Genomic DNA, 13,908 nt, shown 5'->3' on the forward strand with positions numbered 1-13,908 from the left:
AACGGCCGCGGGGATGGGTCGCACCCTGAAACGAGCCACTCCAGGGTCCGTGCGAGGCCGCACGAAAATGTCAGTGGCCGGGCCGCACGCAAATGTCAGCGAATCCGGCCCGCCCCGGGACTGTGCGTGATCGAATACGGCCTCGTGCTCGCATCTGGTTGCGGGCCAACCGATCTGGGAGGCCGGGCCAGTGGTCGACGCGAACAAGCGCGCGTTGCGGCGAGCGGCTGTCGATCGGCTCACGCAGATGTCGGACCAGGGTGGTTTGTCCAGCGATCACGTCCGGTTGACTGCTGAGACGCTCGGTGTGGCCGAGCGAACGGTGTGGCGGTGGCTGTCGGCGCGCCGGATGGATGCGCCGCCAGCTCAGCGGGACCGGTTTCGAATCGATGATCAGTTGCGGGTGCGGCTGGCCTATTGGCGTGGCAACGGCGAGCGGGCGCGCCGCAAGTTCGATGTGTTCCTGCAACGGCCACCGGTGCACCGCAATGCCGCGTGGGAGGCCGATCATGTCGAAGCTGCGGTGCAGGTCGACGTGGACGGGGTTCTGACAAAGCCGTGGGTGACGTGGTTCGTCGACGCCACCCATGATGTGATTCTGGTCGCCGTCGAGGGCGTCGACGGTCTTGACGATCGCGATGCCGTAGGCGCGGCGGGTGTTCGCCGATCCGATGGTGTCCAGGAACGCCTCGGCGGCGCTGCGCAGAGTCCGCGATGGCGGGGTGCGCAGCCGGGTCACCTTCGCCGCCATCGGCCTGCCTCTCCTGGCTTGCCCCGGATAACGGGGCCGGGTCGTGTTGCGCCGCAGTCCGATCGCCGCAGCACGGGTCCGACGATAGCCCAGATAACAGCCCGTTATCCCGGGCAAAGAGATTGCCCGGGTAAAAGTCTGCCGAACGCGCAGTATGCGGAGCGTGATCGCGCGTTCCGCCGACTGTGCTGGCCGGTCCGGTCAGCACGACCAGCGGCGTTGCAGGGCGTTCGGCGTGATCGATGTGCTGCTTCGTCGGTTGGTGCGAGGTCGCAATGGCTCAGTCTGTCTGCAGGACGAAAAACAGGAAACCCAAGAAACTTTCGCCGATGACTTCACGGAACACCTCCGGAAACAGATCGCGGGCCGCAGGCACCGGCGGCGGCTCGCTGATGACACTGGTGCGAAAACCCGACGCGGTGAAAGCATCGGTCATCGCGTGGAGCGGCCGGTCCCAGAAATGCAACCGGGCGGACTGCCCGCCCATGGTCCACTCTTCGATCCGCTCGCGGGTCTGGAAATAGTCGGTTTTCTTCCCCGCCGAGCGTTCGGTGACCCAGATGGCGAAAGGATGCTCGACCGAGACGATGAGCCGACCGCCGGGCTTCAGGACGCGTCGCAACTCGGTCAGTGTCGGTCCCCAGTCCTGCAGGTAGTGCAGCACCAGGGATGCAACGATGTCGTCGAACGCGTCGTCGGGAAACGGGAGTGGGTTCGCGAGGTCGGCGATTCGCAGGTCCGCGTCGGTGCCCAGTCGGCGTCGAGCCATCTCCAGCATTCCGGCACTCGCGTCGATGCCGGTCACCATGGCACCCCGATCGCGCAGTTCAGCGAATAGAGCACCTGATCCGCACCCGGCGTCGAGGATCCGCCGACCGCTCACGTCCCCAGCGAGCTCTAGCACCGCGGGCCGCTCGTAGTAAGCGTTCAGCAGGCTGGTCTCGTTCTCTGCGGTATACCCCTCGGCAATGCTGTCGTAGTTGTACGCCTGGGCGGGATCGGCAGGAAGCGCGGTGCCTTCCGGAACGGGAGTCATGCGACCCATCCTGGCACGCCCGCACGGGCAGGCGCTGTAATGCCTTGTCAGGCAACCATTCTGACTACTCGACAATCGTCCACTATCGGGTGTTACAGGATGTCGATCCAAGGCGTCCGGAGCGCTGAGATGAGGTCAGAACAGGGGTTGTCGCGCACCCGCAGCGGTCGGTAGCCGGTAGGGCCGAGCTGGGCGAGTTCGGCGTCGATGTCGACTTCGATGGGCGCCGAAGAAGTTGACGTTGGCGCTGTGCGCCGGAGAGATGTGGGCCAGGATCTCGTCATCGATGCGCTGTCCGGACCGGCGCAGCTTCACGGCCAGCCCGTAATACTTCGCGCGCGAACGCACCGCAGGCGGGTGCACTACTGCGCCGCCTGTACCGGGCTGAGGGCCCCTACTGACATCGAGTGACGAACCCGCAGGTCATCATCGACTGACATTCTCATGCGGTTTGCTGCTGACACGTAGCGCCGTTTCCCCAGCTCGCGCCACTGACATTCTCATGCGGCCTCGCAGTCCGGTCCAGATTGGAACCGGACCCGGATCCTCAAGAAGCCAGCGCAGTGGAAACAGCCCAATCGGGTTGTTTCCACTGGCCATGTAGTATGCACTAATAATACGTCAGCCGGGGTGAGCGTGGACTACTACATCCGCATCGAGCAGGGCCGGGAAACCGCACCCAGTGACGCGGTCCTCGGTGCGTTGGCCAGGGTCTTGCGACTGACCGATGACGAGCACGCTCATCTGCTCGCCCTCGCCGACCGGACTGCCGGTCGTTCGCCGCGGCGGAGGGCCGCCGATCCCCAGCCGGTCCGCCCAGGCCTGCGATTACTGCTGGATTCGGTCCGGCCCAGCCCGGCGTACGTGCTCAATGAGGTCAATGATGTGCTGGCGGCCAACCCGGAGGGGCTGGCGCTGATGCCGGGGCTCAGCGACTGGCTTCCCGCGGCACGCAATACGATCCGCTACACCTTCCTGCACACCGCCGCCCGGTCGCTGTTCGCCGACTGGGACCGGGTGGCTCGCAACTGTGTCGCGCACCTGCGCTCCGCCGAACCGGCTTCTTCGGCCCCAGTCGCCGAGCTGGTCGACGAGTTATCCTCTGCCAGCAGTGAATTCGCCGCGTTGTGGCGACGGCATGAGGTATGGGTCAAGCGTGGCGGCGAGACGGCATTCCGGCATCCGCTGATCGGGCAGGTCACCCTCGCCAACGAAATACTGCACCATGCGGGAAGCGGGCAGCGAATGCTGCTCTATCAGGCTCCGCCCGGCACAGCCGAACACGACGCCCTGACACTGCTGGCCATGGCCACTCAAAACGCCGGTTCCCTATAGCGAAAACCGAGGAGCCGGTCCGGCAGACCCCAGGTCACTGCAACCCGCAGAGCCATCGGTGTTGCCAGACTGGCCATGCGACGGAGTGTGTCCGCGTCGTTGTCGTTGTGTCCCATGAAGATGCACTCTGGCATGTCCCGTCATGTCAGTCCTCGTCATCGAAGTGGCACACCGCCGCCACGCGATCACGCAGCCACCGGTGCGCTGGGTCGGCGTCGAGCCGGACGTGCCACAGCAGCGAGATCGTCACTTCGGGTGCGCGGAAAGGCAATTCGAAGGAGTGCAGGCCCTGTCGCAGGTTCGCTGTGTGCCGTCGCGGGACCGTGGCGACGAGATCGGTGGCTCGTGCCAGCGCCAGCGCCGCGCCGAAGCCGTCTACGACCGTCACGACGTCGCGTCGGTGGCCGGTCGGTTGTAGCGCCTCGTCCACCAGTCCGGCGGTCAGTCCGCGACGGGAGACGTGCACATGCCGCGCCGCGGCGTACCGTGCTGCGGTCATCGTGCCTGCGCCGAGTGGGTGCTCGTCGCGGACCACGCCGATGAAGCGGTCCGTGAACAGTGGTTTGCTGAGCACGTCCGGCGGCGGCGTGTTCTCGATGACGCCGGTTTCCAGGTCGACGACGCCCTCGCGCAGGGGGGCGGTGTCCTTCTTGGTCTTCTGCAGGAACCGCAATCGCACGCCCGGCGCCGCGGCGGCGACCTCGGCGACGAGCGCGGGACCGAATCTCTCCACGAATCCGTCGCTGCCGCGCAGCGCGAAAGTCCTTTGCAGTGTCGCCAAATCGAGTTTCTCGACCGGTCGCAACACCGCTTCGGCCTCTTGGACGAGCCCGCGCACGCGTGCGCGCAACTCGACGGCGCGGGGCGTGGGCACCAATCCTCGTCCCGCGCGGACGAGCAACGGGTCGCCGGTGGCGCGCCGCAGCCGCGCGAGCGCACGACTCATCGCGGACGGGCTCAGCGCGAGCCGTTCACCCGCCCGCGTCACGCTGCCCTCCTCCAGCAGGACGTCCAGTGTGACGAGCAAGTTCAGGTCTGGCCGTGCCATGCGGACAGGATCGCACAGCGGCGCGCACACATGGCGTCCGGTGCACAATTGGATTCACTTCTTTGCGTCTTCCGCCAGGTCGGAACGGAACTTACGTTCGGTGCACACCGTCGAGGCCAGGAGGAAGACCTTCATGTCCAGATCAGCAACACCTCCCGGCATCGGGTTCGAGACTGCCGGCCGTCGCTCACCGACCTGGGTGCTCACCGCACTCTCGCTGTCCATGCTGTTGCCCTCACTCAGCATCAGCATCGCCAACGTGGGTCTGCCGTCGATGGCGGCGGCACTGGGCGCGTCCTTCAACGAGGTGCAGTGGATCGTGATCGCCTACCTGCTGGCCATCACGACGCTGATCGTCGGAGTCGGTCGGCTAGGCGACATGGTCGGCCGCGGTCGCCTCTTGGTGATCGGCATTGCTGTGTTCACCGTCGCGACGCTGCTGTGCGGTCTCGCCCCGAATCTGTTCCTGCTGATCGCCGCGCGGGCGCTGCAAGGGGTCGGGGCCGCCTGCATGATGGCGCTGGCGATGGCCTCCGTCGGCGCGGTCGTGCCCGAACACCGCACGGGTAGTGCGATGGGGTTGCTGGGCACGATGTCAGCCGTCGGAACGGCGCTCGGGCCTTCACTCGGCGGGATGCTGATCGCGACTTTCGGTTGGCGGGCAATCTTTTTGGCTGTCGTGCCGATCGGCGTGCTGGCGCTGACGCTCACCCTTCCGATGTCGGCCGACACTGCGGCCGGGTCCACGGCGCGGCGCTTCGACGTACTGGGCACGGTCCTGTTGGCCGTGACGCTCGGCGCCTACGCACTCGCCATGACCGTCGAGTCTTTCGGCGCACTCACCATTGGTTTGCTCGGCGTCGCCGGTGCGGGCTCGGTGTTGTTCGGTGTCACCGAGAGCAAGGTTGCGTTCCCGCTGTTGACCCTCGGCATGTTGCGCGATCCGGTGCTCGCCGTTGGACTGGCGACGAGCACCGTGGTCTCTGCCGTCATGATGACGACCCTGATCGTCGGCCCGTTCCACCTCGCCGGGGCGCTGGGTCTCGGGCCTGCCGCGGTGGGGCTCGTGATATCGGCGGGTCCGGCGGTGTCGGCGCTCACCGGCGTCCCGGCGGGGCGTGTCACCGACCGCTTCGGATCGAGGACCATGGTGATCGCCGGACTCGTCGGCATCATCGGCGCCGCGCTGACCCTGTCCGTGATGCCCACCGCTGCGGGTGTGCTCGGCTATGTCCTGCCATTGATCGTCTGCACCGCCTGCTACGCGACATTCCAAGCGGCCAACAACACCGCGATCATGAAAGACGTTGCCGCACAACAACGCGGGCTGGTATCCGGGATGCTGAACCTCTCCCGCAACCTGGGGCTGATGACCGGTGCGTCGGTCATGGGCGCGGTCTTCGCACGCGCCGCGGGGACCCGGGATGTCACCACGGGCACACCGGCAGAAATAGCGCGGGGAACGCACTGGGCTTTCGCGGTCGCCGCGCTGCTGGTGGGTGTCGGTTTGGCGGCGGTTCTGGGGTTGCGACGGAGGCTACCCGCTACGTAGCGCCCCTCGCCGATTGTCGCTTGCCGGAGCGATCGGTCGTCACCTGATCGCGACCACCATCGCGTCGCTGATCGACCGCCACGCCACGCCCGTCTCCAGAAACCCGGCTTCTTTCAATCGCAGGCAGTGCCACGCGATCGGATGCTCCTCGCCCCCGCTGTGCTGGTCGAATATCTCTCGGCTGCCCGCGTGTTCGTCGGTGAAGCCTGGGTCGCGCGCTACCGTCGCCCACCACTGCTCCCACTCGAGCGCACCCTTGGCGCGGGCGCGTTCCCGGTGCGAGTCCTGGATGGCGGCGTCTAGGGCGTTGAGCATCGGAGTCTCCGGGTCGGGCATGTGATCGGCATTGACGAGCACTCCGCCCGGTCGAACCAGCTTCGCCAGATCGGCATACAGCCGCGTCACCGGCTCACTCTTCATCCAATGCAACGACGTCGCGGTCAGCACGGCATCGAACGGCTCGTCCGGCAACGACTCCATCCAGCCGGGATCGGCCAGATCAGCCGTCACGAACGTGATCCGCGCATCCCCGTCGAACGATCCCCGCGCAATCGCCAGCATCGTCGGATCCACATCGACCGCGACCGATCTCGCACCCGGCAATCGCGTGAACAGCCGTCGGCTGATAGTGCCTGTCCCGCAAGCCAAATCCAGCACGTGCGGCGTCCGGCCGACCGCGGCCGCCACCACATCCATCATCACCCGGAACCGCTCCTCGCGTTCGGGTAGATACAGCTCCTGCTGCTGATCCCAACTGCGCTGCCACAACTCCCAGTCCACGACGCCTCCGTTTCCAGAAAGCACGCAAAGGTCTGCCGAACAGGTGGTATGCACGAACGCGGACGCAGCCGAACCGTGATCGACCGAACGATCTCGCGCGACTTGCCGCCGGACATCGAAGCGGATCTCGGCAGGGAGAGTACACAGGTTTCGACCGAACCCGCGTGGACACTCGCCGGACCACGATGTCACCGTTTCACAAACCTCGGACCTGCACGCTCACGCACAGAAAATCGCTGACGGCCGCCCACGGGTGTCTGGCTCCCGGCGAATGCGCGGGCTGGTTCGCGACCGGATACACCACATGAAGCCCAGCATCTGGCCGCGATATTCGCAGGTAGAGCACCCTGATGACCTATTGTCGGTGGGCATCGGTTGTGTTCGTTTCCTCGTATGAAGGAGAGGTCTGATCGATGAGCGGTACTGCGTTTGCGCGTAGCGCGGTGGCGGCCCTGGCAGCCGCTATCGCCATGGCCGGGGCTGCCGGCGCGGCGTTCGCCCATGTCACGGTGTCGGCGGCGGACGCCTCCAGGGGCGGCTCGGCGGTATTGGTGTTCCGGGTACCGAACGAATCGGCCAGCGGCAGCCCGACCGTCGGAGTGGGAGTGGAGATCTCCGGCGTCACAACCGTCGACACCGAGGCAATGCCGGGATGGAAGGCCGTGGTGGACAAAGACTCCGGCCGCAACATCACCACCGTCACCTGGACCGCGGATCCCGGTACCGGCATTGAAGCGGGGCAGTTCGAGCAGTTCTCGGTCCTGGCCAACGGCCTGCCCGATACCGAGAAAATGACCATGCCCGCAGTACAGACCTATGCCGACGGAAAGGTCGTTCGCTGGGATCAGGTCCCGGCCTCCGGCGACGACGAGCCGGAGTATCCGGCGCCGTCGTTGACGCTGCGGGATGGGGATGACGCGGGCGCGCAAGACCACGGCGACATTCAGGCGACCGGATCGGATGCCGGATCCCCGGACGACACGACCGCGCGCTGGTTGGGCGCGATCGGCATCACGCTCGGCGCGCTGGGCCTGCTCGCGGCAATCGGTATGGCGGTGCGCGGCGGGCACTGATTCACCGACCGACGAGGTCGGCGTCGAATCCGGCACGCTGTCCGACGGATTCAGGCCAGCTTCTTCATCCCCCTCTCAAGGTATAGCCCACCCCGGGGCTTGCGGCAAGACCCGGGTGGTGCCGCAGAATGGCTGGCCGATCGCCATCACCTGCGGAAAAACGGGAGTAGTGAGTGAAAGACACCGATGTGATCATCGTGGGCGCGGGCCCGGTCGGCCTGATGCTGGCGGCCGAGCTGCGGTTGGCGGGCGTGCAACCGCTCGTGCTCGAGCGGCGGCCGCAGCCCGCGGAGATTCCGCGGGCGAACGGTCTCGGCGGGCAGATCCTGCCGCTGCTGCACTACCGAGGCCTGCTCGACCGGTTCCGCGCCGCCAGCACCAATCCCGACCCGGCGCCGGGGTTTCCGTTCGGCGGACTGAGCGTGGATCTGTCCGCGCTGACCGACCCTCCGATCCGGGCGATGCAGATTCCGCAGCCGCGGGTCGAGCGGCTGCTCGACGAACGCGCCGCCGAACGCGGTGTGGAGATCCGCCGCGGCGCCCAAGTTGTCGGGGTGAGCCAGGACGCCGACACCGTGATTGCGGAAGTCCAGGGTCCGGACGGGACCTACCGGGTGACCGCCCGATACCTCGTGGCCTGCGACGGAGGCCGCAGCCGCGTCCGTGAGCTGGCGGGAATCGCGTTCCCCGGTTCCGTGATGCCCGAGGTCAACCGCCTGGCCGAGGTCACCGTGGCGGAGTCGGTGACCCGCCTCGACAACGGTGATCTCGACGTCCCCGGGCTGGGCCGGGTCCGTGCGGGTTTCACGCGGACGGACGACGGTGTCTTCGCGTTCGGGTGGCTCGCCTCCGACGTGCTGCTCGTCTCGACCACCGAGAGCGAACTCACCGAGTACGACAACGACGAGCCGATGACCATGGCGGAGTTCGGCGCGAGCGTTCGCCGCGTGCTTGGCGCGGACGTTCCCCTAGGCGAGGCACGTCGCTTGTCGCGCTACCAGTTTCAGGCGCGACAGGCCGAGAACTACCGTGCCGGAAGAATTCTCGTGGCCGGTGACGCAGCGCACCTGTTCCCCGCGACGGGGGCGTCGATGAACGCCGGTCTGTGCGACGCGGTCAACCTCGCCTGGAAGCTGGCCGCCGACGTCCAGGGCTGGGCGCCCGACGGCCTGCTGGACACCTACCACACCGAACGCCACTACGCGGGCGCCCGCGCGATGCTCCAGGCCCGGGCCCAGGCCGCACTCCGGCGCGGACACGACGCGGAATCCGACGCACTCCGGGAGGTGTTCCGGGAACTGCTCACCGACGAGCAGCCGATGCGCCGCCTCGGCGCCCACATCGCGGGCACCGACCTCCGCTACCCGACCACCCGCACCGACGACCACGCATCGACCGGCACCTTCGCACCCGACCTCGACCTGCGAACCGAGCAGGGCACGACCAGCGTCGCGGCACTGCTCCACGCCGCACGTCCCGTCCTGCTCGTTCTCGCCGATCGCCCGGACCTGCTCGACACCGCCCGCGACTGGAAGGACCGCGTCGACCTCGTCACCGCCGAGACCGACGACCGGCCGGCCGACGCACTGCTGATCCGCCCGGACGGCTACATCGCCTGGGTCGCGACCGCCGACGAGCACGCCGACGCGCCCGCACTGCGCGAAGCACTCGCTCGGTGGTTCGGCACGCAGTGAGGCGTGTCCGCGTGTGACGCTCGCTGAGCGCCCCTTGACCGCTCGGGAGCAAACGGCATTCTGGCCGTAGATGTTTCCGGGCGATCAGGGGCGCTCGGCGCGGGCAGGGAGCGTGCTGGGCCTTGGCGTCAGCGTGTCGAGACAGTTCAGCACCGGCCCAATTCCAGACCTGGTCGGTGCAACCACCACGAGCGGGCGACTCGGGTTCGCGGCTAGCCGTTCATGAGTTGAGCGAGGCGGTCCCAGGCCGGGGAGGAGGCTCCGGGCTGGGACTGCACGGCCAATCGGGCGATGGTCGGGTTGGCGACGGGGCGGGTGTCGGAACGCTTGGGATGGTTGGCGAACCAGTGGCGGGTGCGGTCGGCGAGGCCCGGGAGGCGGGGGTCGTTCGGCGACCAGTCGTAAGCCGCGTCGTGTTCGAGGTAGAGGGCGCAGAACTCGGGATCGCCGAGGAGCTCGCGTTTTTCGGTGATCCACAGGGCCGCGTCCTCGGGTGAGGCGGTCTGCATGAGGATCCAGCCGTCGCGCTCCAGGCGCATCTGGCGCGCGCTGACGCCGAGTTCGCGCAGCTCGTCGAGATAGTCCGCGGCCTCCGGAGAGACGAAGAGCCGGTCGCCACCGCGCAGCTGGGCGAGACGAGTGCGGGTTCGCCGCAGCTGCGCGATGCGGTCTCGCAGGTCGTGGTCGATCTCGGCGATGGCCGCCGTGAGCGCCTCAGGATCGGCGTCGAGCAGGTCCTCGATGCGGGCCAGTGGCACGCCCGCATCGGCCAGGGTCCTGATCTTGACGAGGTCGATGGCGTGTTCGGCGGTGTAGCGCCGGTAGCCGGACGAGTCGCGGTCGGGCTCGGCGAGCAGACCGCGCTCGTGGTAGTGGCGGATGGCTTTGATGGTCACACCGGCGTATTCCGCGAGCCGGCCGATCGTGATCATGCTGGAGATCCTTCCACTCGGCGTTCGGGTCACTCGGGATCGGTCAGGCCCGCCGGGTCAGGCGGCCGCCGCCGTTGCGGAACTGCGCTCGGCCGTCGCGGATGTCGTGATAGGACACGAGCAGGAGGCGCAGGTATCCGTCGAAGGACTCGAGCGGGTAGCCGACGGGCGCGAAGAGTCCGGGCCGGATCGGCACGTAGCGCTGCGGCGGTGCGGCGGTCGCGCCGCCGACGAACTCGGTGAAGATTCCCTCCTGCGATGCGTCCGCCGGTTCGTAGGTCACCCGCTCCTCGAGCTGACCGTCGACGATGCTGATGTCGATGCGCAACTGGTTGGAGCGGTAGGTGCCCACGTAAGGGGTGAGATCGATGTCCTGCGACGATTCGGTGACCAGAGCGGGGATCTGGACGCCGAGATGTTCGCTGAGCAGCCATTGCAGGATCTGATCCTGCAGCACGACCGCCCCCGGGGTGTTGCCGAACGCGGCGAGAACCAAGTCGTGTTCGGGCAGGACGAACAGGATGGACACGCCACCGGGCGATGCTCCCGACATGGCGAGGACGGTCGTGTCGCCGAACGGATACCGCACCCAGCCCAGGCCCATCGGCGGGACGTTCGGGGTCTCCATGTCGTAGGAGACCTGCTGCATCAGCGCGGTCGATTCGGCCGACAGGACGCGCGTGCCGGAGGGGGACACACCGCCCGCGAGGTGGGTGCGCCCGAAGGCGAGCAGGTCGGAGATGGTGCCGATCGGCGTGGCTCCTGCCGGTCCCCAGGTGTCGGGCAGCATGAACATGCGGGTGGGCTTGGCGGCCATGGTCTCCGGGTCAGGGAAGTGGCCGACGGCGGTGCCCCGCAGGATGGCCTGCTCGGCGGAGGTGCAGGAGTTTCGCATGCCGACGGGTGCGTAGATGTCGCGCTCGAGCAGGTCGTGGAAGGACAGTCCGGTCACCACCTCCAGCAGGCGGCCCGCCAGGATCATGCCGCCGTTGGAGTAGCTGAGCTGCTCTCCGGGTTCGAACAGGGTGCCGCAATTGCTCGCGAGGCCGTCGACATAGGCCTTCAGGGCGTCGCGACCTTTGGCATCGGGGAAGAACAGGTCGGCGTCGATGCCGTTGGTGTGCGAGATCAGGTGCCGGACCAGGATCTTGTCCGCCGCGCCCGGTGTGGTGAGCGCGAATTCGGGCAGGTATTTGGTCACCGGCGCGTCGAGGTCGAGGAGTCCGCGATCGATTTGCTGGAGGACCAGCGTGGTGGTCAGGACCTTGGTCACGGAGCCGAAGAGGAATCCGGTGTCTTCGAGCATCGGTGCGCCGGTGGCGATGTTCGCGGTGCCGTGGGCGACGACGACCTGCTCGCCTGCGTGGTAGACACCGGCGACGAAGCCGGGGACCATGTTGGCTTCGCAGTAGGCGGCGATCTGCTCGCGGAACTGGGCTTCGACGGTGTGGAGTGCGTTGTCGTTCATGCGGACCATCGTCGAACCCTGCCCCAGGGGCAAGGTCAAGCCCGGAACGAAGAGGGGCTCGCGTAGGTATCGAGGTAGGCGCTGACGAGGCGTCGCGCTTCGTCGATCGTCGCATCGTCCCCGGTCGAGGAACGCCGGAACGCCACGTCGAAGAGCCGGTCCCGAGAGCGTGTCGGCCGACCTCGTTTCGGCCAGGAGCCGGTCACTGCCCAAGGCCCACATCTCGCCGCGCGAGCCATGAGGAAGATTTTGATTATTTCATCATTAATCTAGAGTTAACGTACTTATTGATGATATCATCACAACCACGGCAGACCCGGCCTCGCAGGAAGGAAGCGACATGTCGAGCGACCGCATCGACGTTCATCAGCACCTGATCCCACCTGGCTACCGGGAGGCGCTCCGAACGCACGGGATCGACGCTCCGGGTGGCCGTGAACTGCCCGAATGGACGCCGGAGGCGGCCCTTCGGTTGATGACCGCGGCGGGCATCGGATCCGCCGTGCTCTCGGTCTCGACTCCCGGCACGACGTTTCTGGACGATCCCACCGAGGCCGCGGAACTCGCCCGCACCGTCAACGACTACACCGCGAAGCTGGCCGCCGATCACCCCGATCGTTTCGGCTTCTTCGCCATGCTGCCGATGCCCGATGTAGCCGCGGCCGCCGCCGAAGCCCGGCGAGCGTTGGACGAGCTCGGGGCCGACGGTGTCGTCCTCCTCGGCAACTCGCGGGGCGCCTACCTCGGCGCCGAGGGCCAAGACGACCTGTTCCGCGTCCTCGACGACCGCTCGGCGGTCGTCCTCGTGCATCCCGCGGATCTGCCCGCCGAGGCCGTGCCCGAAATTCCGCCCTTCGCCACCGACTTCCTGCTCGACACGACACGCGCGGCGTATCTCTTGGTACGCAACGGAATCCGCCAGCGCTATCCCCGCATCCGCTTCATCCTCAGCCACGCGGGCGGGTTCGTCCCCTACGCCGCACACCGCATGGCGCTGAGCATCTTCAACCAGACCGGCGCCAGCCCCGTGGACGTCCTCGACGACTTCGCGGGCTTCTACTTCGACACCGCCCTGTCCGCCAGTGCCGCAGCGCTCCCGAGCCTGCTCGCCTTCGCCGAACCCGGGCACGTCCTGTACGGCAGCGACTGGCCCTTCGCGCCCGAACCCGCGGTGCACTACTTCAATGCCGGGCTCGACGAGTACTCCCCGCTCGACGAATCCGCCCGCCGCGGCATCGAGCGCGCGAACGCGGCCACCCTGTTTCCCCGGTTCGGGGGCGCGGCACCGCTGCCGGAAACGCCCTTGCTCGCCAGGGCGCGGAAGCACTTACGGCAACGCGCGTTCCGCGCCATCGCGCGAGCGACAACCAAACGCTGATGTTGCAAGAACTTCTTCAGCGTTTGCCCGGGCGCGGGCCCTAACGTCGAGGGCGCCAACGCAATCCGGGGAGGTTCATCGTGAAGAAATTGCTGTGTGTGCTTGCCGTGTTCGCCGCCGTCGTGGTCGCGGTGGCCGGTACGGCGCAGGCGAAGTCGTATCGGGTGGAGGGTAAGTGCAAGGGGGACATGGCGGGGTACGGGTGGTTCGAGGCCGACACCGACCTCGAAGTCGAGTTCGACGACGGGGACATCGACCGGGAATACCGCTACCTCTACTTCTACGGATTCCTCGACGATGTGGACAACAACTCGCCCCGCGTCACCTGGGACCATCAGCATGTCGTCTACCGCGAGGGCCGCTATGACGTTGCGGTGCCCTATATCTCGGGCGCGGGTCTGTGGTTCAAGGACAACACCCGTGGCAACCGCTGGGTCGAGCTCTGCAATTACTGAATCGAAGGGTGTCGGCGGTCTGTCAGCGCGCTGTCAGCGGCGGCGGTCATTGTCTTTCTTGTCAGCCGGAGACACCGACTCCGGCCCCAGCACAAGGAGCAGAACAATGTCGAACAACACCCTCTCGAACCTGGTCGGCGCCCGCATGGACAGCGCCATCGCGAAGGCCGATCAGCGGATGATCGCGGCGGAGGCGGCGCAGCAGCGGGCAGGCGTGCGTATCGAGGAGGCCAAGGGTTTCGTCCGGCCGACCAAGCAGGAGATCGCGCAGGTGCGGGACGAGGCGCGGGCGCAGGGCAAGCAGCTGGCCGATGACCTGCGGGCGCGCGGCGCCGCTCTGAAGGCCGCGCGATAGACCGTGGGCGGCGGGATCGGCGAACGGGTGAACGCACCCCTGCCGATCCCG

General features: G+C 67.2%; 13 protein-coding genes and 1 pseudogene. 7 read left to right on the plus strand and 7 right to left on the minus strand.

The window, feature by feature from the left end:
• Positions 1 to 70: 70 nt before the first annotated feature.
• The 3 genes and pseudogenes from NL1_RS40250 to NL1_RS40045 form a co-directional block, all read right to left on the minus strand.
• Positions 71 to 751, minus strand: coding sequence for a hypothetical protein (locus tag NL1_RS40250; protein WP_067840695.1), 681 nt, complete (start codon positions 749 to 751; stop codon positions 71 to 73).
• A gap of 280 nt (positions 752 to 1,031) precedes the next feature.
• Positions 1,032 to 1,787, minus strand: a complete 756-nt coding sequence (locus tag NL1_RS17530; RefSeq protein ID WP_084510706.1) for a class I SAM-dependent methyltransferase — start codon at positions 1,785 to 1,787, stop codon at positions 1,032 to 1,034.
• Between the two features lie 92 nt (positions 1,788 to 1,879).
• Positions 1,880 to 2,120, minus strand: a pseudogene (locus NL1_RS40045) (hypothetical protein); the annotation flags it as partial.
• Positions 2,121 to 2,423: 303 nt separating this feature from the next.
• Between NL1_RS40045 and NL1_RS17535 the strand changes: the two are divergent.
• Positions 2,424 to 3,122: a helix-turn-helix transcriptional regulator gene (locus NL1_RS17535; protein WP_245673352.1), complete on the plus strand. Its 699-nt coding sequence runs from the start codon at positions 2,424 to 2,426 to the stop codon at positions 3,120 to 3,122.
• 145 nt (positions 3,123 to 3,267) lie between these two features.
• Here the strand turns inward: NL1_RS17535 and NL1_RS17540 are convergent, their stop codons facing one another.
• Positions 3,268 to 4,170 (minus strand): LysR family transcriptional regulator, encoded by a 903-nt coding sequence (locus NL1_RS17540; protein ID WP_067840698.1) that lies wholly within the window; start codon positions 4,168 to 4,170, stop codon positions 3,268 to 3,270.
• Positions 4,171 to 4,303: 133 nt separating this feature from the next.
• On the opposite strand from NL1_RS17540, the gene NL1_RS17545 reads away from it, so the two are divergent.
• Entirely contained in the window at positions 4,304 to 5,722 is a 1,419-nt protein-coding gene (locus NL1_RS17545; RefSeq protein ID WP_084510702.1) for an MFS transporter, read from the plus strand.
• Between the two features lie 39 nt (positions 5,723 to 5,761).
• Here the strand turns inward: NL1_RS17545 and NL1_RS17550 are convergent, their stop codons facing one another.
• Complete coding sequence (locus tag NL1_RS17550) at positions 5,762 to 6,502, minus strand: class I SAM-dependent methyltransferase (protein ID WP_156094920.1); 741 nt, start codon at positions 6,500 to 6,502, stop codon at positions 5,762 to 5,764.
• A 413-nt stretch (positions 6,503 to 6,915) separates the two neighbouring features.
• On the opposite strand from NL1_RS17550, the gene NL1_RS17555 reads away from it, so the two are divergent.
• On the plus strand, positions 6,916 to 7,575 hold the full coding sequence (locus tag NL1_RS17555) for a YcnI family copper-binding membrane protein (RefSeq protein ID WP_067840701.1): 660 nt from the start codon (positions 6,916 to 6,918) through the stop codon (positions 7,573 to 7,575).
• A 173-nt stretch (positions 7,576 to 7,748) separates the two neighbouring features.
• A complete protein-coding gene (locus NL1_RS17560; RefSeq protein WP_067840703.1) occupies positions 7,749 to 9,269 on the plus strand; it encodes an FAD-dependent monooxygenase in 1,521 nt (506 codons plus the stop codon).
• A gap of 212 nt (positions 9,270 to 9,481) precedes the next feature.
• Here NL1_RS17560 and NL1_RS17565 read toward each other — a convergent pair whose 3' ends face one another.
• Positions 9,482 to 10,201 (minus strand): MerR family transcriptional regulator, encoded by a 720-nt coding sequence (locus NL1_RS17565; RefSeq protein ID WP_067840705.1) that lies wholly within the window; start codon positions 10,199 to 10,201, stop codon positions 9,482 to 9,484.
• A 43-nt stretch (positions 10,202 to 10,244) separates the two neighbouring features.
• Complete coding sequence (locus NL1_RS17570) at positions 10,245 to 11,669, minus strand: serine hydrolase domain-containing protein (RefSeq protein ID WP_218024446.1); 1,425 nt, start codon at positions 11,667 to 11,669, stop codon at positions 10,245 to 10,247.
• Positions 11,670 to 12,009: 340 nt separating this feature from the next.
• Between NL1_RS17570 and NL1_RS17575 the strand changes: the two genes are divergently transcribed.
• From NL1_RS17575 to NL1_RS17585, 3 genes are all read left to right on the plus strand, one after another.
• Positions 12,010 to 13,047, plus strand: coding sequence for an amidohydrolase family protein (locus NL1_RS17575; RefSeq protein WP_067840708.1), 1,038 nt, complete (start codon positions 12,010 to 12,012; stop codon positions 13,045 to 13,047).
• Positions 13,048 to 13,127: 80 nt separating this feature from the next.
• Positions 13,128 to 13,502, plus strand: a complete 375-nt coding sequence (locus NL1_RS17580) for a hypothetical protein (protein WP_067840710.1) — start codon at positions 13,128 to 13,130, stop codon at positions 13,500 to 13,502.
• A 106-nt stretch (positions 13,503 to 13,608) separates the two neighbouring features.
• The gene (locus tag NL1_RS17585; RefSeq protein WP_067840712.1) at positions 13,609 to 13,857 is read left to right on the plus strand and encodes a hypothetical protein; all 249 of its coding nucleotides are present in this window, start codon (positions 13,609 to 13,611) and stop codon (positions 13,855 to 13,857) included.
• Positions 13,858 to 13,908: the final 51 nt, after the last annotated feature.

It is taken from the genome of Nocardia lijiangensis NBRC 108240 (assembly GCF_001613045.1).
GTDB lineage: Bacteria > Actinomycetota > Actinomycetes > Mycobacteriales > Mycobacteriaceae > Nocardia > Nocardia lijiangensis.

Bases quoted from the DNA above. Each gene is read 5' to 3' on its own strand.
- NL1_RS17530 (WP_084510706.1), bottom strand. From the start codon at position 1,787: ATGACTCCCGTTCCGGAAGGCACCGCGCTTCCTGCCGATCCCGCCCAG.
- NL1_RS17545 (WP_084510702.1), top strand. From the start codon at position 4,304: ATGTCCAGATCAGCAACACCTCCCGGCATCGGGTTCGAGACTGCCGGC.
- NL1_RS17575 (WP_067840708.1), top strand. From the start codon at position 12,010: ATGTCGAGCGACCGCATCGACGTTCATCAGCACCTGATCCCACCTGGC.
- NL1_RS40250 (WP_067840695.1), bottom strand. From the start codon at position 751: ATGGCGGCGAAGGTGACCCGGCTGCGCACCCCGCCATCGCGGACTCTG.
- NL1_RS17540 (WP_067840698.1), bottom strand. From the start codon at position 4,170: ATGGCACGGCCAGACCTGAACTTGCTCGTCACACTGGACGTCCTGCTG.
- NL1_RS17555 (WP_067840701.1), top strand. From the start codon at position 6,916: ATGAGCGGTACTGCGTTTGCGCGTAGCGCGGTGGCGGCCCTGGCAGCC.
- NL1_RS17570 (WP_218024446.1), bottom strand. From the start codon at position 11,669: ATGAACGACAACGCACTCCACACCGTCGAAGCCCAGTTCCGCGAGCAG.
- NL1_RS17585 (WP_067840712.1), top strand. From the start codon at position 13,609: ATGTCGAACAACACCCTCTCGAACCTGGTCGGCGCCCGCATGGACAGC.
- NL1_RS17565 (WP_067840705.1), bottom strand. From the start codon at position 10,201: ATGATCACGATCGGCCGGCTCGCGGAATACGCCGGTGTGACCATCAAA.